General features: G+C 60.1%; 18 protein-coding genes. 14 read left to right on the top strand and 4 right to left on the bottom strand.

The genetic code is table 11. The features are described 5' to 3' along the window. Positions 1–88: 88 nt before the first annotated feature. The 7 genes from Q0M35_RS07290 to Q0M35_RS07260 all read left to right on the top strand — a co-directional run bounded on the left by Q0M35_RS07290 (position 89) and on the right by Q0M35_RS07260 (position 7,616). A complete protein-coding gene (locus Q0M35_RS07290) occupies positions 89–1,114 on the top strand; it encodes a LacI family DNA-binding transcriptional regulator (protein WP_295313667.1) in 1,026 nt (341 codons plus the stop codon). 97 nt (positions 1,115–1,211) lie between these two features. Continuing rightward, positions 1,212–2,510, top strand: a complete 1,299-nt coding sequence (locus Q0M35_RS07285) for a sugar ABC transporter substrate-binding protein (protein WP_295313666.1) — start codon at positions 1,212–1,214, stop codon at positions 2,508–2,510. Positions 2,511–2,624: 114 nt separating this feature from the next. Then, on the top strand, positions 2,625–3,491 hold the full coding sequence (locus tag Q0M35_RS07280) for a sugar ABC transporter permease (protein WP_295313664.1): 867 nt from the start codon (positions 2,625–2,627) through the stop codon (positions 3,489–3,491). Between the two features lie 12 nt (positions 3,492–3,503). Next, positions 3,504–4,334: a carbohydrate ABC transporter permease gene (locus Q0M35_RS07275; RefSeq protein ID WP_295313662.1), complete on the top strand. Its 831-nt coding sequence runs from the start codon at positions 3,504–3,506 to the stop codon at positions 4,332–4,334. Between the two features lie 11 nt (positions 4,335–4,345). After that, positions 4,346–5,350, top strand: a complete 1,005-nt coding sequence (locus tag Q0M35_RS07270; RefSeq protein ID WP_295313660.1) for an ABC transporter ATP-binding protein — start codon at positions 4,346–4,348, stop codon at positions 5,348–5,350. Further along, positions 5,347–6,120: an L-iditol 2-dehydrogenase gene (locus Q0M35_RS07265; protein WP_295313659.1), complete on the top strand. Its 774-nt coding sequence runs from the start codon at positions 5,347–5,349 to the stop codon at positions 6,118–6,120. Before Q0M35_RS07270 ends, Q0M35_RS07265 begins: the two co-directional genes overlap by 4 nt. Then, positions 6,120–7,616 carry a mannitol dehydrogenase family protein gene (locus tag Q0M35_RS07260; RefSeq protein WP_295313658.1) on the top strand — a complete coding sequence of 499 codons (1,497 nt, stop codon included), beginning with the start codon at positions 6,120–6,122 and terminating at the stop codon, positions 7,614–7,616. The genes Q0M35_RS07265 and Q0M35_RS07260 overlap by 1 nt, the downstream gene beginning before the upstream one ends. A 16-nt stretch (positions 7,617–7,632) precedes the next feature. Here Q0M35_RS07260 and Q0M35_RS07255 read toward each other — a convergent pair whose 3' ends face one another. After that, positions 7,633–8,151: a flavodoxin domain-containing protein gene (locus tag Q0M35_RS07255; RefSeq protein ID WP_295313657.1), complete on the bottom strand. Its 519-nt coding sequence runs from the start codon at positions 8,149–8,151 to the stop codon at positions 7,633–7,635. Between the two features lie 186 nt (positions 8,152–8,337). Between Q0M35_RS07255 and pheS the strand changes: the two genes are divergently transcribed. From pheS to Q0M35_RS07230, 5 genes are all read left to right on the top strand, one after another. Then, positions 8,338–9,411: a phenylalanine--tRNA ligase subunit alpha gene (pheS, locus tag Q0M35_RS07250; RefSeq protein WP_295313656.1), complete on the top strand. Its 1,074-nt coding sequence runs from the start codon at positions 8,338–8,340 to the stop codon at positions 9,409–9,411. A 97-nt stretch (positions 9,412–9,508) separates the two neighbouring features. Further along, positions 9,509–10,282 carry a type 1 glutamine amidotransferase gene (locus tag Q0M35_RS07245; RefSeq protein WP_295313655.1) on the top strand — a complete coding sequence of 258 codons (774 nt, stop codon included), beginning with the start codon at positions 9,509–9,511 and terminating at the stop codon, positions 10,280–10,282. A 54-nt stretch (positions 10,283–10,336) separates the two neighbouring features. Further along, a complete protein-coding gene (locus Q0M35_RS07240) occupies positions 10,337–11,146 on the top strand; it encodes a polyhydroxybutyrate depolymerase (RefSeq protein ID WP_295313654.1) in 810 nt (269 codons plus the stop codon). 87 nt (positions 11,147–11,233) lie between these two features. Further along, the gene (pheT, locus tag Q0M35_RS07235; protein ID WP_295313653.1) at positions 11,234–13,633 is read left to right on the top strand and encodes a phenylalanine--tRNA ligase subunit beta; all 2,400 of its coding nucleotides are present in this window, start codon (positions 11,234–11,236) and stop codon (positions 13,631–13,633) included. A 36-nt stretch (positions 13,634–13,669) separates the two neighbouring features. Further along, the gene (locus Q0M35_RS07230; protein ID WP_295313652.1) at positions 13,670–14,119 is read left to right on the top strand and encodes a YtoQ family protein; all 450 of its coding nucleotides are present in this window, start codon (positions 13,670–13,672) and stop codon (positions 14,117–14,119) included. Between the two features lie 100 nt (positions 14,120–14,219). Here Q0M35_RS07230 and Q0M35_RS07225 read toward each other — a convergent pair whose 3' ends face one another. Then, positions 14,220–14,924: a glutathione S-transferase N-terminal domain-containing protein gene (locus Q0M35_RS07225; protein WP_295313651.1), complete on the bottom strand. Its 705-nt coding sequence runs from the start codon at positions 14,922–14,924 to the stop codon at positions 14,220–14,222. Between the two features lie 140 nt (positions 14,925–15,064). On the opposite strand from Q0M35_RS07225, the gene mscL reads away from it, so the two are divergent. Then, positions 15,065–15,493, top strand: coding sequence for a large conductance mechanosensitive channel protein MscL (gene mscL, locus Q0M35_RS07220; RefSeq protein WP_295313650.1), 429 nt, complete (start codon positions 15,065–15,067; stop codon positions 15,491–15,493). A 62-nt stretch (positions 15,494–15,555) separates the two neighbouring features. Here the strand turns inward: mscL and Q0M35_RS07215 are convergent, their stop codons facing one another. Further along, entirely contained in the window at positions 15,556–16,848 is a 1,293-nt protein-coding gene (locus Q0M35_RS07215; protein ID WP_295313648.1) for a peptidoglycan-binding domain-containing protein, read from the bottom strand. Between the two features lie 193 nt (positions 16,849–17,041). Beyond that, a complete protein-coding gene (gene ald, locus Q0M35_RS07210) occupies positions 17,042–18,160 on the bottom strand; it encodes an alanine dehydrogenase (protein ID WP_295313645.1) in 1,119 nt (372 codons plus the stop codon). A gap of 139 nt (positions 18,161–18,299) precedes the next feature. On the opposite strand from ald, the gene Q0M35_RS07205 reads away from it, so the two are divergent. Continuing rightward, entirely contained in the window at positions 18,300–18,758 is a 459-nt protein-coding gene (locus tag Q0M35_RS07205; RefSeq protein WP_295313643.1) for an Lrp/AsnC family transcriptional regulator, read from the top strand. Positions 18,759–18,776: the final 18 nt, after the last annotated feature.

Here is an 18,776-nt window from a genome sequence, read left to right as displayed (position 1 = left end):
ATCTTACGCGCGACAAGTTTTAAGCGCAATTTTGTAAATTCTGTCCGCGGTGATGCGCGCAGAGCTCCCAGGAAGGACAGACCCGGCCATGTCGAACCACAGGGTACGTAACATGGAGGAATTCGCCGCCATGAGCGGGCTGTCGCGGCCGACGGTCTCCAAGTATTTCCACAATCCCGAAAGCGTACGCCCTTCAACGCGGAAAAGGATCGAGGATGCGCTGACGAAATACGATTACCGTCCGAACGTCTTTGCAATGAACCAGAACCGTAAGCTGACACGCAATGTCGGCATTGTGGTGCCTTATCTTGCGGATCCGGTCTTTGGCGAATTCGCCCGCACGATTGAGCTGCGCTGTGTGGCGGCGGGCTACAGCCCCACGGTGTTTTCAGCGCATGGTGATGCGGATCACGAGGTGGCGGTGCTGGAATCGCTGCGCGCGCTGAAACCGGCGGGCGTGCTGATGGCGCCGCTGGGACGCGGATCGGATCATCGCGCAGTCGAGAAATTCTGTGCAGATGTACCCACCGTGCTCTTTGACAGCGAGCTGCGCGATCTGGGTGCGGCGTTTGTCGGCGCGGATAACCCGCAGTTCACAAGGCTGATGGTTGACTATCTCTGCCGCACCGGGCCACCGCCCTGCTTTTTCGAGATGAAAACACCGGCTAACCCGAACGCCGGCAAGCGCAGCAAAAGCTATGTGCAGACGATGGAGAGGCTTGGCCATACGCCCGAGATTATCCAGGCAGCGGGCACCGGCTGGGGATTTGAAGAGATCGGCTACAAAGAAGGGCTGCGCGCCTTTGAGGCCGGTGCCTTTACCTCCGACACCATTCTGTGCAGCAATGACAGGCTCGCCATCGGGCTGCTGACGGCCGCCTATGAGAAGGGCCTGCGGGTCGGACGGGGCGATGACTGTGCGATTCGCATTGCCGGGCAGGACGATCATCCCTTCTCTCGCTTTACCTGTCCGCCGCTGACGACAATTGCCCAGGATTTTGAGGCCATCTCACAACAAGCCTGCGAATTGCTGGTGGCAGTGATTGAAGGTGCTGATCTGCCACATGAAAAACGTTTCATCGAGGGCAGGCTGGTGATGCGGGAGTCCGCCTGACCGGGCTACAAAAATTTACGTGCGTAAAATTTTATGTTGACGCAGCGCACAAACTTTCACTAATCTCATTTTAGCATCCAACTTAGGGAGGACCAGGATGACTTTGAGAAACGCACTTTGTGCGGCTACCGCGCTCGGGCTTTTTGCCGGCGGCGCCACTGCCGAAATACTCACCATCGCAACAGTGAACAACGGCGATATGATCCGCATGCAGGGTCTGACCGACGATTTTACCGAAAAGACAGGCCACACCGTTGAGTGGGTCACACTTGAGGAAAACGTTCTGCGCCAGCGCGTCACAACCGACATTTCCACCAATGGCGGTGCCTTCGACATCATGACAATCGGCATGTATGAGACACCGATCTGGGCTGCCAACGACTGGCTCGTCCCGCTCGACGATCTCTCTGATGAGTACAACGCCGACGACATCCTGCCCGCCATGCGCGGTGGTCTGTCGCTGGACGGCACGCTTTATGCGGCACCGTTCTATGGCGAAAGCTCCATGGTAATGTACCGCACCGACCTGATGGAAGCCGCCGGCATGGAAATGCCTGACGCGCCCACATGGGAATTCATCGGTGAGGCCGCACGCGCCATGACCGACAAAGAAAACGAAATCTACGGCATCTGTCTGCGCGGCAAAGCGGGCTGGGGTGAAAACGCAGCCTTCCTGACGGCGATGTCTAACTCCTTCGGTGCGCGCATCGTGGACGAGAACTGGGTTCCCCAGTACGATAGTGAAGCATGGTCGAACACCCTGAACTTCTATATCGACCTGATGAACGACGCGGGCCCTCCGGGTGCTTCGACAAACGGTTTCAACGAAAACCTGTCGCTGTTCCAGCAGGGTAAATGCGGCATGTGGATCGACGCGACTGTCGCGGCATCCTTCGTGACCAACCCCAACGATTCGACTGTGGCGGACAAGGTTGGCTTTGCGCTGGCACCCGACAACGGTCTGGGCAAACGCTCCAACTGGCTCTGGGCCTGGGCGCTGGCAATCCCTGCCGGCACACAGAAAGAGGCAGCTGCCAAAGAGTTCATCGAGTGGGCAACAGGCACCGGCTACATTGAGCTGGTTGCTGAAAACGAAGGCTGGGCAAACGTACCTCCCGGCGCGCGGACGTCTCTCTATGAGAACGCCAACTACAAAGACGTTCCCTTCGCTCAGATGACGCTCGACAGCATCCTGTCCGCTGATCCGAACAATCCGACAGTGGATCCGGTGCCTTACATCGGTGTCCAGTTCGCAGCCATCCCCGAGTGGGCCGGCATGGGTTCGGAAATCGGCCAGGAGTTTTCTGCAGCTCTCGCCGGTCAGCAGACAGCTGACGAAGCGCTTGAAAAAGCACAGGCGATTGCCACGGACGTAATGGAATCCGCAGGCTACTAAGCGGACCTCCCGGACGGGGGGCTGGTCAAAGGCCGGTCCCCCGCTCTACACTCTGATCTCCACAATACATCCGCAACAAAAACGGCTTGTCCGTTAACGGGAGAGGTATATCCGATGGCCACGCAGCAATCCCGATCAGCGGCCAGATTCATGATGGCCCCCGCAGTGATCCTGCTTCTGGGCTGGATGCTGGTGCCCCTGATCATGACGCTGATCTTCTCGTTTAAAAAGTACCTGCCAATGCGCGGCGGCGATCTGGGATGGGTCGGTTTCGACAACTACGTCCGGTTCGTCAGCTCCAGCGCCTTCTGGCCCTCCGTCATCACGACGCTTGTTATCGTGGGCGGTGTTCTCGTTATTACAATTTTCTTTGGTGTCATTCTGGCACTGCTTCTGGATCAGCCGATGTGGGGGCAGGGCGTTGTCCGGATCCTCGTGATCGCGCCCTTCTTTGTGATGCCAACGGTGTCAGCACTGGTCTGGAAAAACATGTTCATGGACCCGGTAAACGGCCTTTTTGCACATTTGTGGAAGTTTTTCGGCGCAGAGCCGGTGCAGTGGCTCAGCCAGGCCTCGATGGAATCTATTGTTCTGATCGTGAGCTGGCAGTGGCTGCCCTTTGCGACGCTCATTCTGCTTACTGCTGTGCAGTCGCTCGACAGCGAGCAGCTTGAAGCGGCCGAGATGGACGGCGCACCGTTCCTGAAACGGTTCTGGTTCATCATCCTGCCGCATCTGGCGCGCGCAATTACTATCGTGGTGCTCATCCAGACGATCTTCCTGCTCTCGATCTTTGCAGAGATCTTCGTGACAACCGGTGGCGCCTTCGGCACCAGAACACTGTCCTATCTGATCTTCCAGCGGGTGCTGGAAAGCCAGAACGTCGGGCTCGGATCCGCGGGTGGTGTTTATGCAATCATTCTTGCCAATATCGTTGCCATCTTCCTGATGCGCATCGTCGGCAAAAACCTCGATAACTAGGGAGGAGCGGACATGGCACGTGCTGTTACAAACAATCGCAAGGCGCTGAATACCGCAATCGCCTGGACGATCGGACTGCTGATCTTTTTCCCGATCCTCTGGACCATCCTGACGAGCTTCAAGACCGAAGCTCAGGCCATCAGCGACCCGCCGGTGTTTCTGTTCTTTGACTGGACGCTGGAAAACTACTCGATCGTGCAGGAACGCTCCAACTACATGCGTTTTCTGTGGAACTCGGTGATCATCGCGGGCGGCTCCACGCTGCTGGGTGTGATGATCGCGGTGCCGGCGGCCTGGTCGATGGCCTTTGTGCCCAGCAGGCGGACCAAAGACATCCTGCTCTGGATGCTCTCCACCAAAATGCTGCCGGCCGTAGGGGTGCTTTATCCGATCTACCTGATCTGCATCGAACTCGGGCTGCTGGACTCACGCATCGCTCTCGTGGTCATCCTGATGCTCATCAACCTGCCGATCATCGTCTGGATGCTCTACACTTACTTCAAAGAGATCCCCGGCGAGATCCTTGAGGCGGCACGGATGGACGGCGCATCGCTCAAAGAGGAGATCCTCTATGTGCTGACGCCAATGGCGGTACCGGGCATTGCCTCGACGCTGCTGCTGAACTTCATCCTCGCCTGGAACGAAGCCTTCTGGACGCTGAACCTGACCGCGGCAAAAGCTGCCCCGCTCACGGCCTTCATCGCCAGCTACTCCAGCCCCGAAGGCCTTTTCTACGCCAAACTGTCGGCCGCCTCTACGATGGCAATCGCGCCGATCCTCATCCTTGGCTGGTTCAGCCAGAAACAACTTGTCCGCGGCCTGACGTTTGGCGCGGTGAAATAAGGACCAGGAACATGGGAAGCATTAAACTCGAAAAAGTGACCAAGAGCTTCGGCGACGTAGAGGTCATTCCACCGCTCGATCTGACAATCCACGATGGCGAATTCACCGTATTTGTCGGCCCCTCGGGCTGCGGTAAATCCACCCTCCTGCGTCTGATTGCAGGGCTTGAGGACATCACCTCCGGCCAGATCAGCATCGACGGCAATGACGCGACCAACGTACCACCGGCCAAACGCGGCCTTGCGATGGTGTTCCAGTCCTATGCGCTTTATCCGCATATGTCGGTGCGCAAAAATATCGCTTTCCCGCTGCGGATGGCAAAGATGGATCAGGCCGAAATCGACCGCCGTGTCGAAGGGGCCGCCAGCGTACTGAACCTTGCCGACTACATCGACCGGCGTCCGGGCCAGCTCTCGGGTGGTCAGCGCCAGAGGGTTGCCATTGGCCGCGCCATTGTGCGCGAGCCTTCGGCCTTCCTCTTTGACGAGCCGCTCTCCAACCTCGATGCCGCGCTTCGCGTGGGTATGCGTCTGGAAATCTCCGAGCTGCACAAGCGGCTTGAGACAACCATGATCTATGTGACCCACGACCAGGTCGAAGCCATGACCATGGCCGACAAGATTGTGGTGCTGCGCGCAGGTCATATCGAGCAGGTGGGCAGCCCGCTGGAGCTTTATCATACTCCGCGCAACGCCTTTGTTGCGGGCTTCATCGGCTCGCCGAAAATGAACCTGATTGAAGGACCGGAAGCGAAAAAGCACGACGCCCACATGATCGGCGTGCGGCCCGAGCATATTAATGTCACCGATACCGGCGGCATGTGGGAAGGCACCGTGGGTGTGGCCGAGCATCTGGGTTCTGACACCTTCTTCCATATCCACGAGACGGGTCTGGGTGAAACGATCACGGTGCGCGCACCGGGTGAGGTCAGCTACCGGCACGGCGACAAGATCCAGCTGACGCCGCGCGCGGACGTTATCCACCGCTTTGATGCGCAGGGTCTGCGGATCGCATGAAACGGCTGAGCGGCAAATCGGCACTGATCACAGGGGCGGCCCGTGGCATCGGGCTGGCCTTTGCCAGGGCCTATGTCGCCGAAGGCGCGCGCGTCGCCATCGCGGATATCAACATCGACCGCGCCAGGGAGTCGGCGGCAGAGATCGGTGAGGCGGCGATTGCCGTTGAGATGGATGTCACAAGTCAGGTCAGTATCGACCGGGCCGTGTCTGAGACCGTTGAGGCCTTCGGGCAGATCGATATCCTGATCAACAATGCGGCCCTTTTCACCGCCGCCCCGCTGGTGGAGATCGAACGGGCCGACTATGCCCGGGTGTTCGACATCAATGTGGGTGGCACGCTTTTCACCATGCAGGCGGTTGCACGGTACATGATCGATGCGGGCGTCAAAGGCCGCATAATCAACATGGCCAGCCAGGCGGGGCGCCGCGGCGAGCCGCTGGTGGCAGTCTATTGCGCCACCAAAGCCGCGGTCATCAGCCTGACCCAGTCGGCGGGCCTCAACCTGATCGGATACGGTATCAATGTGAATGCCATTTCGCCCGGCGTGGTGGATGGCGAGCACTGGGACGGTGTGGATGCCTTCTTCGCGAAACACGAGGGTAAGGCGCCGGGGCAGAAGAAAAAAGAAGTGGCCGCCAGTGTGCCGCACGGACGCATGGGCCGTGCGGAGGATCTGACCGGAATGGCGGTTTTTCTGGCGAGCGACGAGGCGGAGTACATCGTCGCGCAATGCTACAATGTGGACGGCGGACAGTGGATGAGCTGATGGCAGATGCTATGAATAAAACCGAACTCGTAAAGCTCAGCAATGCGCGCCTGGATGAAGTACCGGCAGCGGTTAGCCGTCCGGACTATGACCGCAGCGCACTGACCCCCGGCATCGTGCACATCGGGCTGGGCAATTTTCACCGCGCGCATCAGGCGTGGTATCTGCACCGGCTGATGCAGCAGGGTGCGGCGCTTGACTGGGCGATCATTGGCGCGGGCGTGCGTGCCCCCGATGCCGCACAGCGCGAACGGCTGCTGGCGCAGGATTGTCTCTGCACGCTGATCGAGCTTGACCCGAAAGGGAAATCTGCCGAAATCACCGGCTCAATGATCGGTTTCGTCCCGGTTCAGGACGGCAACGGCCCGCTGATCGCTCAGATGAGCGACCCGGCCATCCGGATCGTCTCGCTGACTGTAACCGAGGGCGGGTATTATGTAGATCCCGCCACCGGCGGTTTCGATGCCGCCCACCCCGACATCCTGCACGACGCGGCCAGCCCCGACACTCCGCGCACCGCCTTTGGTGCGATGATTGCGGCCCTGCGGGCACGGCGCGACGCCGGCACCGGCCCCTTCACCGGGCAGAGCTGTGATAACCTGCAGAATAACGGTGCGATCCTGCGCCAGACGGTGGTGTCACTTGCACAGATGTCCGACCCGGATCTGGCGGCCTGGATCGATGACAACTGCACCTTCCCCAATTCGATGGTTGACTGCATCGTGCCCGCGACCGGCCCGTCCGAGATCGCGCTGGCGCATCAGTTCGGCATCGATGACGCAGCCCCGGTGACCCATGAAAACTATCGCCAGTGGGTGATTGAGGATGCCTTCTGCGCCGGGCGCCCCGCCTGGGAGGATGCCGGTGCAACGATCTCCGACAATGTGCACGATTATGAGGTGATGAAGATCCGCATTCTCAACGGCGGCCATCAGGTCATCGCGGATCCGGCCGAAATCATTGGTGTAGAGACGATTGCGGGCGCCATGGCGCATCCGGTCATCCGCGCCTTTCTGCGACGCGTCGTGACGGATGAGATCGCGCCGCATGTAAAACCGGTGCCCGGGATCGACCCGCTCGCCTATCTCGATCTGATCGACGGGCGGTTTTCAAATCCCGAGATCCGGGACACCACCCGCCGCGTGGCCTTCGACGGCTCGAGCCGACATCCCGGCTTCATCATGCCTTCGATCCGCGATGGTCTTGCGGCAGGCAAACCTGTCCCCGGTCTGGCTCTGGTATCGGCGCTCTGGGCGCGGTACTGCACCGGCGTACGCGAAGACGGCAGCCTGGTCGCACCCAACGATCCGAACTGGGAACTGCTGCAGCCTGCCGCCGTCAAAGCGATGGAGAACCCGGCACTCTGGCTCGGCATGCGCCAGTTTTACGGCGACCTGGGCGATAACGCCGGTTTTGCCAAAGAGTTCTCAGGCTGGCTTACGGCGTTGCACGCCGATGGTGTTGAGGCGACGCTGCGCTTTTATCTCGACAGCTGATGCCAGGCGGCGACGGTTATGACAGAAAACTGTCCACCGCAGCGGCCAGCACATCCCAGTCTGTAAATTCATAGTCAGAGACGCTCGCGTCATAGGGCCGGTCACGCAGAACCACGTGGCGGATCACCTGCATTTCAAAATAGTCGTAGTGATTGTTGCGCACGGCGCCCGCCACGAGCAGTTCCCGGTCGGGCTCAAACCCGGTGCGCATTTTCATTTCGGTGACATATTCGCCGGCCTCTTCAAGCCCCTCGGGAAATGCCGCACTGAGACTGACGGAAATCAGCATCGTATCAAGACCGGCCAGTTCCTTTCCGGCTGCACTCAGAAAAGCCTCAAACGCGCGCGGGTGCCGCCTTTGATGCACGCTCGCGGCCAGGATCACCGCATCCACTCCGTCAAAGGCAATTGTATCGGTTTCATCCGCATTAAAGAGGGCGATCTCGTCACCGCGGGCTCGTACCCGGTCTGCAATAAAACTGGCGATTTTACCGGTCTGCCCTTCGACCGTCGCATAAATACAGTGAACTTTCACGGCACACTCCTTTCACGATGAAACGTGGCTGCTCCCGGCCTGTGACAGGGCAGGGGCCTGTGCCAAGAGTAGCCGGCGCCCCGCACCGCGTCTTTGTTTCAGGTCAACCGGCAGGCTCGTTCCGCAGTCTTGCAATCAGCAGACATTTCTGAGAACACCGGCGCAGGTTTTAAGGGCGAGGCAGAGATGGACGATCTCAAGCAGAAATACCTGGGTCAGATCGCGGATGCGGCAGATGAGAACGCGCTGGAAGCGATCCGTCTGGGCGCTGTCGGCAAGAAGGGTGAGGTATCTCTGAAGATGCGCGAACTGGGGCGCATGACGCCCGAAGAACGCCAGGTCGCAGGGCCCGCTCTGAACGCGTTGAAAAACGAGATAAACTCTGCGCTGTCCGCGCGCAAAGCCGCGCTTTCGGATGCCTCCCTTAATGAGCGCCTGCGCACGGAATGGCTTGATGTGACCCTGCCTGCGCGCCCTGGGCGGCAGGGCACGATTCACCCGGTAAGCCAGGTTACCGAAGAGGTCACCGCGATCTTCGGAGAGATGGGCTTTACGGTTGCTGAGGGCCCGCGCATCGACACCGACTGGTATAACTTCGACGCGCTGAACATTCCCGGACACCACCCGGCGCGTGCCGAGATGGACACATTTTATATGGCCCGCGCGGAGGGTGACGACCGCCCGCCGCATGTGCTGCGCACCCATACCTCGCCGGTGCAGATCCGCACCATGGAGGCTCAGGGCGCGCCCTTGCGGATCATTTGCCCCGGCGGCGTTTATCGCGCGGATTACGACCAGACCCATACCCCGATGTTCCACCAGATCGAGGGTCTCGCGATCGACAAAGACATCTCAATGGCCAATCTGAAATGGGTGCTGGAGGAGTTTTTCTCGGCCTTTTTCGGCATCGAAGGAATCGAGACGCGTTTTCGCGCTTCGCATTTCCCGTTTACCGAGCCGTCGGCCGAGGTCGATATCCAGTGCTCCTGGATCGACGGGCAGCTGCGCATCGGTGAGGGTGACGACTGGCTTGAAGTGCTGGGTTCGGGCATGGTGCACCCCAATGTCCTTAAAGCCGGCGGCGTTGATCCGGATGTCTGGCAGGGCTTTGCCTTTGGCATGGGGATCGACCGCATCGCGATGCTGAAATACGGCATCCCCGATCTGCGCGCGTTTTTCGATTCCGATCTGCGCTGGCTGCGCCATTACGGCTTTGCGAGCCTCGATCAGCCGACACTGCACGGTGGTCTTCACCGCTGATACTGTCCCTCTTTGCTGAGCTTGTGTCGGTTTCTGACCCGCACAGGTGGACAGAGTGCGCGACGCTGGTGTGGTATCGTTAAAAGGGTGCCCGGCGATGACAAAACGTATCCTGATCGTCGACAATGATCCGGCAGAAATCAATGACCGCAAGCGCCGGCTTTTTGGCGAAAGCACAGGCGAAGGATACGCCGCAGCGCTGCGCCAGATTGATCCGGCATGCGCGATCACCCTCACCGCCCCATATGACGGCGCGAGCCTGCCGGACCTCAGGGCTTTTGACGGCGTGGTGTTCACAGGGTCTGCGGTGGACTGGAGCACGGATGATGCGCGCGCAGAACCGCTGGCGGATGCGATGCGCGCGGTTTTCGCCGCCGGACTGCCGGTGCTGGGGTCGTGTAACGGAATGCAGCTGGCGGCCTCGGTACTGGGAGGCAGATCGCAGGCCTCGTCCAACGGGCGCGAGGACGGGCTCGCGGTGGATATTCGCCTTACCGTGGCCGGGCGCCGGCATCCGATGATGGCGGGCCGCGAGGACGGTTTTGCCGTGCCCTGCGTACACCGCGACGAGGTCACCCTTTTACCTGATGGAGCCGTTCTGCTTGCCGGCAACAGCCATTCGCCGGTGCAGGCCATGGCTTTTGAACGCGACGGTATCCGCTTCTGGGGCGTTCAGTATCATCCGGAATACACGCTTCCCTACATCGGCAAACGGGTGCTGGACTGGCATCGCCTGCCTGAGGACACCGCCGCCGATCTGCAGATCGCGCATAAGTACCCGGCCGCCGCAGAGCGCCTTGGCGTCCGCTATTCGGACATGCAGGACGCCGCGCGCCTCACGGAATTACGCAACTGGCTGGCGCATCTGTAAGCGCTCATGATCTTGTGAGGTGACAGCGCCCTGCCGCCCGCTAAGGTGCGGGACATGAAGATTTTTCTCCCCCTGATCCTCGCAGCCCTGCTGGCCCCGTTATCTGCACTCGCCATGGGCCCCTGGCGGGACGCCTGCACCGGGCTGACCCCCTGTGAGATCGGCGCGCGCAGCTATCACGTGCTGCCCCCTGATGGATGGGACGGTGAGACAGCGATGCCTGTGCTGCTGCATTTTCACGGCTGGCAACGGCAGGGCACGCTCATCGTGCGTCACCAGCGGATCGCGAGCGCCACCCGGCGGCGGGGCGTGCTGCTTGTGGCCCCCAATGGGATGAACCGCAGCTGGGATTTCCGGCGCGCGGGCTCTCCGGATGTGGCCTTTGCCCGCGCGGTACTGGAAGAGGTGCGCGAGACATGGCCCGTTATCGATGAACAGATCTATGTCTCGGGCTATTCCTGGGGCAGCAATATGGCCTGGCGTTTCGCCTGCGAAGACGGGGAGGATATCGCGGCCCTGCTGGCGATTTCCGGCACGCTGCCCCAGAGCGTGGACTGCCCCACAGCGCCGGTCGAGGTGCGTCAGGTTTATGGCCTCAACGATGAGGTGCTGAATTTTCCCTTTGGTCCGGGCGGCGATACGGAATACCCGGTCGCACTCTGGCGCGCAAAAATGGGCTGTGGTGCCGGACGGGTGCAACGGCACTGGAACGCACGCGATTTTCTCACATTTCAGCGTACGACCTGGGCCTGTGACACGGGCCGGGTGAGCCTTGATATTCACCCCGGCGGGCACTTCATTCCGCACGGCTGGATCGCGCGGCAGCTTGACGAGATGATGGACCTGCCGCTGTCCTACCCATGACCTGGTCGCAAAGCTCAGCAATGGCTTTTCCCCCGGCCCGCTTTGGTCTATCACGGCGCTCACATTCAAAGACCCGGCGGACTCCTCATGAAATTCACGCTTTCCTGGCTTAAAGACCATCTCGAGACAACGGCCACGCTCGACGAGATTCTCTATGCCCTGACCGACCTCGGCCTTGAGGTCGAGGGTGTCGAGGACCGTGCTGCGCGTCTGAAAGACTTTACACTGGGCTATGTGGCTTCTGCAGAACAACACCCCGATGCCGACCGGTTGCGCGTGTGCCAGGTGGACACGGACGAAGGGCAGAAACAGATCATCTGCGGCGCGCCCAACGCGCGCGAGGGCATTACCGTCGTGATCGCCAAGCCCGGCGTTTACGTGCCCGGGATCGATACGACCATCGGCGTCGGCAAAATCCGTGGGATCGAGAGCTTCGGCATGATGGCATCCGAGCGCGAGCTGGAACTCAGCGAGGAGCATGACGGGATCATTGAGCTGCCCTCAGGCGAAGTAGGCCAGTCATTCGTGGACTGGCTTGCCGAAAATGACCCCGCCAAAGTGGACCCGGTGATCGAGATTGCGATCACCCCCAACCGCCCTGATGCGCTTGGCGTACGCGGCATTGCCCGTGACCTTGCGGCCCGTGGCCTTGGTAAGCTGAAAAAACGTGACGTTGACGCAGTACCCGGTGTCTTTGCCTGCCCGGTCACTGTCACCATCGACGGAGATACACTGGACCAGTGCCCGGTATTTTTCGGACGGGTCATCCGTGGGGTGACAAACGGACCGAGCCCGCAGTGGTTGCAGGACTGTCTGCGCGCCATCGGTCTGCGCCCGATCAGCTTTCTGGTCGATGTGACGAATTTCTTCACCTATGACCGCAACCGCCCGCTGCACGTGTTCGACGCTGACAAGATCGCCGGAAATGCATTGCGCGTACACCGTGCAAAGGGGGGCGAGACGCTCACCGGGCTGGATGAAAAAGAATACACCTTCGAGGAAGGCATGACCCTGATCTCGGATGAGAACGGCGTGGAAAGCATCGGCGGCGTGATGGGCGGGATGGGGTCGGGCTGCACCGAAGAGACGGTGAATGTCTTTCTCGAAGCCGCCTATTTCGATCCGGTGCGCACGGCCTACACCGGCCGCGCGCTGAAGATAAACTCGGATGCGCGCTACCGCTTCGAGCGGGGCATCGATCCCGCATGGACGCCCTACGGTATTGAGCACGCAACGCGTATGATCCTCGATCACGCGGGCGGTGAGGCGTCTGAGGTGATCGTGGCGGGCAAAATTCCCGACACTGAACGCGCTTATCGCCTGGACGCGGCGCGTGTGCGCTCGCTTGTGGGCATGGACATCCCCGAAAGCGAGCAGCGCCAGACGCTGACGTCACTGGGGTTTATTCTTGAGGGCAACATGGCGCATGTGCCGAGCTGGCGCCCGGATGTTCAGGGCGAGGCCGATCTGGTCGAAGAAGTTGCGCGTATTGCATCCCTTACCAGATTGCAGGGCAAACCTCTGCCGCGCCTCACCGAAGGCGTGCCGAAACCGATCCTTTCACCGATGCAGCGCCGTGAGGCCATCGCCCGGCGGACCTGCGCCGCACTGGGATACAACGAATGCGTCAGCTACAGCTTTATTGATCAGGCCTCAGCGGCACTCTTTGGCGGTGGCGATGAGGCAACGCGGCTGGAAAATCCGATCAGCAGTGACCTGAGCCATATGCGGCCCGCCCTGCTGCCCGGTCTGCTGCAGGCCGCGGCGCGCAATCAGGCGCGCGGCTTTGCCGATATGGCGCTTTTCGAGGTGGGTCCCGGATTCCACGGGGGTGAGCCGGGAGAGCAGCACCTGCTGGTCTCGGGACTGCTGGTGGGCCGGACAGGACCTAAAGATGTGCACGGCGCTTCCCGCGCGGTCGATGTCTTCGACGTCAAAGCCGATGCCGAGGCTGTCCTGGCCGCGATGGGCGCGCCCGCCAGGGTGCAGATCATGCGCACCGGTCGCGACTGGTGGCACCCGGGCCGGCACGGGGTGATCTGCCTCGGCCCGAAAAAGGTGCTGGGTGTCTTTGGTGAAGTGCACCCGCGCGTGCTGGAGGCGATGGAAGTGAAGGGCCCGGCGATGGCCTTCACGCTCTGGCCTGCCGAAATCCCGTTGCCGCGCAAAGCAGGGGCGACCCGTGCTGCACTCGACATCAGCGATCTGCAGGCGGTCGAACGCGATTTTGCCTTTGTGGTGGAAGCGCAGACCGAAGCGCTTACATTGATCAATGCCGCCTTGGGGGCGGACAAAGCGCTGATCGAAGATGTGCGGGTATTCGACGAATTCGTCGGCGGCAGCCTCGGCGAAGACCGGAAATCCCTCGCCATCACGGTGCGGATGCAGCCGAAAGATCAGACGCTGACCGAAAAAGACATAGAAGCCGTAAGTGCAAAGGTCATTGAAAAGGTGACCAAGGCCACAGGCGGCACATTGCGCGGCTGACCCCGTTGTCGCCGCGCAGCAGAAGGAGACGATACCATGACGCTCAGAGTATATCTGTCCGGAGAAATTCACACCGACTGGCGCGAGCAGATCACCACCGGTGCTGCCGATCTGGATGTCAGCTTTGACAGCCCCGTGACTGACCACGACGCCAGCGACGACTGCGGTGTGGCCATTCTCGGCGCGGAGGACAACAAATACTGGCACGACCACAAGGGCGCGATGGTCAACGCGATCCGCACCCGCAAAGGCATCGAAGACGCCGACGTCGTCGTGGTGCGTTTCGGCGATCAGTACAAACAGTGGAATGCGGCTTTTGACGCGGGAGTGGCCTCTGCGCTTGGCAAATCGCTGATCATTCTGCACGGCCCGCAGCATGCACACCCGCTGAAAGAAGTCGATGCGGCAGCACTCGCCGTGGCCGAAGAGCCGCGCCAGGTGGTCGAGATCCTGCGCTATGTGCTGACCGGCAAGCTGCCCGGCTGAACCCTGCTGCCAGCATGTGAACAAGCCGGCGTGCTGTCATAGTACGCCGGCTTTTTTATTCTGTGATGTGCCTCAGACGCGCGAGCCCGAAGCTGCGGATTTATGCCGGGGTGCGGGGCGGGATGTTCTTGGCTTTTTCCACGGTCGGACGTGCGTAGAACCGGTCGCGGTAGGCCACAACGTTTTTAAAGCTTTCGTAATCCACCGCTTCTTTCGCGCCGTAAAAATCCAGTGCGTTCACCCAGGGCGCTATCGCGATATCGGCAATGGAGAACTCGCCGGCAATCCACTCTTTGTCTTCGAGCACACCATCAAGCACGCCCAGCAGGCGTTTGGCCTCACCGATGTAGCGTTGCTGCGGGCGTTTGTCTTCGTACTCGGAGCCTGCGAATTTGAAAAAGAACCCAAGCTGCCCCAGCATCGGGCCGAGCCCGCCCATCTGAAACATAAGCCACTGGATAATATGCGCTTTCTCGGCCTGCGTATTGCCGATGAGCTTGCCGGATTTCTCTGCCAGATAAATCAGGATCGCACCGCTTTCAAAAAGCTGCAGGGGTGTACCGCCGGGCCCGTCCGGGTCAATGATCGCCGGAATTTTATTGTTCGGGTTCAGCGACAGGAACTCCGGGCTTTTTACATCCGCGTCCGAAAGCGTCACTGTATGCGCCTCATAAGGGATGCCCATTTCTTCGAGTGCGATGGAGACTTTCACGCCATTCGGGGTCGGAAAAGAGTAAAGCTGCAGCACCGAAGGGTCTTTTGCGGGCCACTTGTCATTGATCGGAAAGGCGGAAAGGTCGGCCATTATGGCATCTCCTGCTGGTTATTCATCGGGTAAAGCTAGGGTCGTTTCCCCTTAAAAACAGGCTCGTGTCCGCGCAGCGATATGTTAACAGGCGCACAGAGTGCGCAGTGGCGCGCGGATCAACAGCGAAAGGGACATCAATGCTGAACGAATTCAAAAGTTTTATCGCCAAGGGTAATGTCATGGACATGGCCGTGGGTATTATTATCGGTGCCGCATTTACGGCAATCGTGACATCGCTGGTCGGCGATCTGATCAACCCGATTATCGCACTTTTTACCGGTGGCATTGATTTCTCGGGCTGGTTTTATGTCCTGGGTGATCAGACCTTTGCTTCTATCGAGGCGGCAACCGAGGCTGGCGTACCGGTCTTTGCCGTTGGCAAGTTTGTCATGGCGATCATCAACTTCCTGATCGTTGCCTTTGTGGTGTTTCTCCTGGTGAAGATGGTCAATCGCATCAAAGAAGCTGCCGAACGGCCAGAGACACATGCCGATCAGGCACCCACCGGGCCGACCGAGCTCGAAGTGCTTCTGCAGATCCGCGACGCGCTCAAAAAAGACGCCTGAGAAACAGACACGAAAAAGGGCCCGCTGCACGACGCCGCGGGCGCTTTTCCCATGTCAGAAGATCAGTTGTCGCCCAGGTTGAGCGTCGGCAGGCCACCACCCGATGCACTGAATGCTTTCACCGGTGCGGCAACACCAGACGAGATCAGTGAGGCGCGGATGATGGCATTGCGCGACTTTTCCTTTTCGGGCAGGACCGCCGGTTCTGCGCCGTTCTCCATCGCGCTCAGCGCCGTATCATACCAGCCTGCCGACCCGCCGCGAGGCGCGTCGGTGCCAAAGCCCCAGCGCACGTGGTGGCCGACGAATTCGGCGTAAGGCGCGCGCCCGGCAGCCATCATCACCGTGGCAGCCCCCAGCGCCATTTTTGCGTCGTCTTCACGGTATCCGAGCCCGAGGCAGATCTGGCCATAGCCCGTCGCCGTTGCCATATCACCGTTAAAGAGCGCATTCGCGGTTTGCTGGGCTGTCACAGAAACCGATGCGGCACCGGCGCTGGCAATCTGCGCGATTGCAGGTGCCATTGCGTCAGCGATCTGCGTGCATCCCGCGCGCAGTTGTGCGTCCGACTGATCGACCGATGCCCGCAGCGTGTCACTCTGACGGATCGCATCGGCGCGGGCTTCGCAGAACTGCTCACCCAGGGCCTGATCCGGATTGGTGACGTTGCTTGCGAGGATCACGCCATTGGCCTGGGTCTGGCTGTTCACGATCTTGCAGTGGCTGACCATTGATGCGCTGGACTGCGCGCCGCTCAGGCTGAGCGGAGCAAGGGGCGCCGGCTGGGCTGCCGCCGCATAAGTCTCGTTCTGATTGAAGGTCTGAACCTGACCGGACGCCGTGACGCTGTTGCCGGTCTGCGCACCGCCGTATCTGTTGGCATAGTTGGGATCCGCGAAAGCCTTAAGCAGACCGCGGGTGCCTTCATTCGCGACAACCTGCGGATAAGCATTGCCGCCTCCGGCCTGCATACGCTGATGCGAGGAGACGAGGTTCACGCGCTGGTAATCTTCAAGATAACCGGTCGCCGGATAGCCCATATAGGCCTGATAGGTGGAAATCGCGCCGCGCGACCGGCTGCCAAGAGAACCGTCTACCGTGCCTGCCGGAAAGCCGAAAGCATTAAGCGCGGACTGCACTTCGCGGTTCTGCTGGCGCTGGTAACTGTTGTTGGAATAGGTGCGCTGGGTTGTGGTGGTGCGTTTATTTTTATTGTTGTTGACCTGCTGGTTCACGATTGCGCCTACTGCGGCCCCGACAGCAAAGGCACCCAGGTTTGAATCGGCCATGGCAGTCGTTGTCGTGAGCATCATTGCAGCGGCAAGAACTGCAGAAATCCGTCTATTCTGTTTCATGATTATATCCCGCAATAAATGAATTTTCTGACCCGATTAAACCCGATTCGAGCCATCAAAGCACTGGTTTTCTGAGAAAAGCGCCCGGGTCGCGGGGGGGCGCACGGCGCTGGTCCGCCGTGCCCCGGGCACCTCAGAAACAGATGCCGTGACGGGCCGCAGCAGGCATTTTCCTGCTAACGACCGGCAATCTTTATTGTTTTACAACGATGGAGGGCGAGACAACATCGATCCCCAGCGCCTTACCGACCGCGAAATAGGTCAGCTGTCCGGCATGAATATTCAGCCCGTCCAGCAGGTGCGGATCATCGAGACAGGCCTGTTTCCAGCCCTTATCCGCCAGCGCCAGCATAAAAGGCATCGTCGCGTTGCCCAGTGCAATCGTCGAGGTGCGCGCCACCGCACCAGGCATATTCGCCACACAATAATGCATAATACCGTCCACTTCATAGACCGGATCCTGGTGTGTCGTCGCGCGCGACGTTTCAAAGCATCCCCCCTGATCGATAGCCACATCTACAAGGGCCGCACCGGGTTTGAGTTCGGAAAGCTGCGCGCGGCTTATCAGCTTCGGCGCAGCGGCCCCGGGGATCAGAACGGCGCCGACAATCATATCCGCCGCACGGGCAAGCTCGATGGTGTTGCCCGCTGAGGCATAGCTGGTTTTGAACTCACGGCCAAAGACATCATCGAGATAGCGCAGACGCGCCAGCGAACGGTCGAGCACAGTCACATCGGCACCCATACCGGCCGCGATCCGGGCCGCATGCGTGCCGACGACACCGCCGCCGATGACAAGAACGCGTGCGGGGCCGACACCGGGCACACCGCCCATCAGAACGCCGCGCCCGCCGTTGGCTTTCTGCAGAGTCCACGCCCCGACCTGGGGGGCCAGACGCCCGGCAACTTCCGACATCGGCGCCAGCAAAGGCAGGCCGCCGCGGTCATCGGTCACAGTTTCATAGGCAATGCAGGTCGCACCCGAAGCGATCAGATCGCGGGTCTGCTCGGGGTCCGGTGCCAGGTGCAGGTAGGTGAAAAGCACCTGACCCTCGCGCAGCATTTTGCGCTCCCCTGGCTGCGGTTCTTTCACCTTTACAATCATGTCAGCTGTGCTGAAAACATCCGCTGCCGTTCCGGCAATTTCCGCGCCTGCGTCGGTGTAATCGCTGTCCTCAAATCCTGCGCCTTTGCCGGCACCGGTTTCGATCAGCACGCGATGGCCGTGTGCGACGGCCTCGCCCGCGGCATTGGGTGTCATGCCGACGCGAAATTCCTGTGGTTTGATTTCTTTGGGGCAACCGATAATCATCGCCGTCTTCTCCCTGACCATGTTTTGTGTTGAATAAGCCCGTTTTTGTGCAATCGGGCATTAAATTTACCTCGTAAAGGGGGTGCTTTTGCGAATAGTCTTCGGAAAATTCGTACTCAGGTGAAAGATTTTTGCACAAATGTCTCTCGACTCAACAGACCGGCGAATCCTCAGCGCGCTACAGACGAAAGGAAGGTTGTCCAATTCCGATCTCAGCGATGAGGTGAACCTCTCACCCTCGGCCTGTCACAGACGGGTCCAGCGGCTCGAAAAGGAAGGCTACATCCACGGGTATGTGGCCTTACTGAACGCCAGGAAAATGGGCGTGCCGACAACAGTCTTTGTCGAAATTACCCTGCAGGGACAGGCCGATGAGGTGCTCGACGCCTTCGAAAAGGGTGTCCGGCGCATCCCGGACGTGCTGGAGTGTCATCTGATGGCCGGCAGTGCTGATTATCTGCTGAAAGTGGTCGCAGAAAACACCGAAGACTTTGCCCGGATCCACCGGCAATATCTTGCGCGCCTGCCCGGGGTCGCACAGATGCAGTCGAGTTTTGCCCTGCGCACGGTTTTCCGGACCACCGCCCTGCCTGTCTGATCCGGCCTGACGAGCTTC

Origin of the sequence: Roseobacter sp. (assembly GCF_024639605.1) — a bacterium.
Lineage (GTDB): Bacteria > Pseudomonadota > Alphaproteobacteria > Rhodobacterales > Rhodobacteraceae > Roseobacter.
The sequence above is the reverse complement of the archived record's forward strand: the minus strand, read 5'-3'. Positions and strand labels throughout refer to the sequence as shown.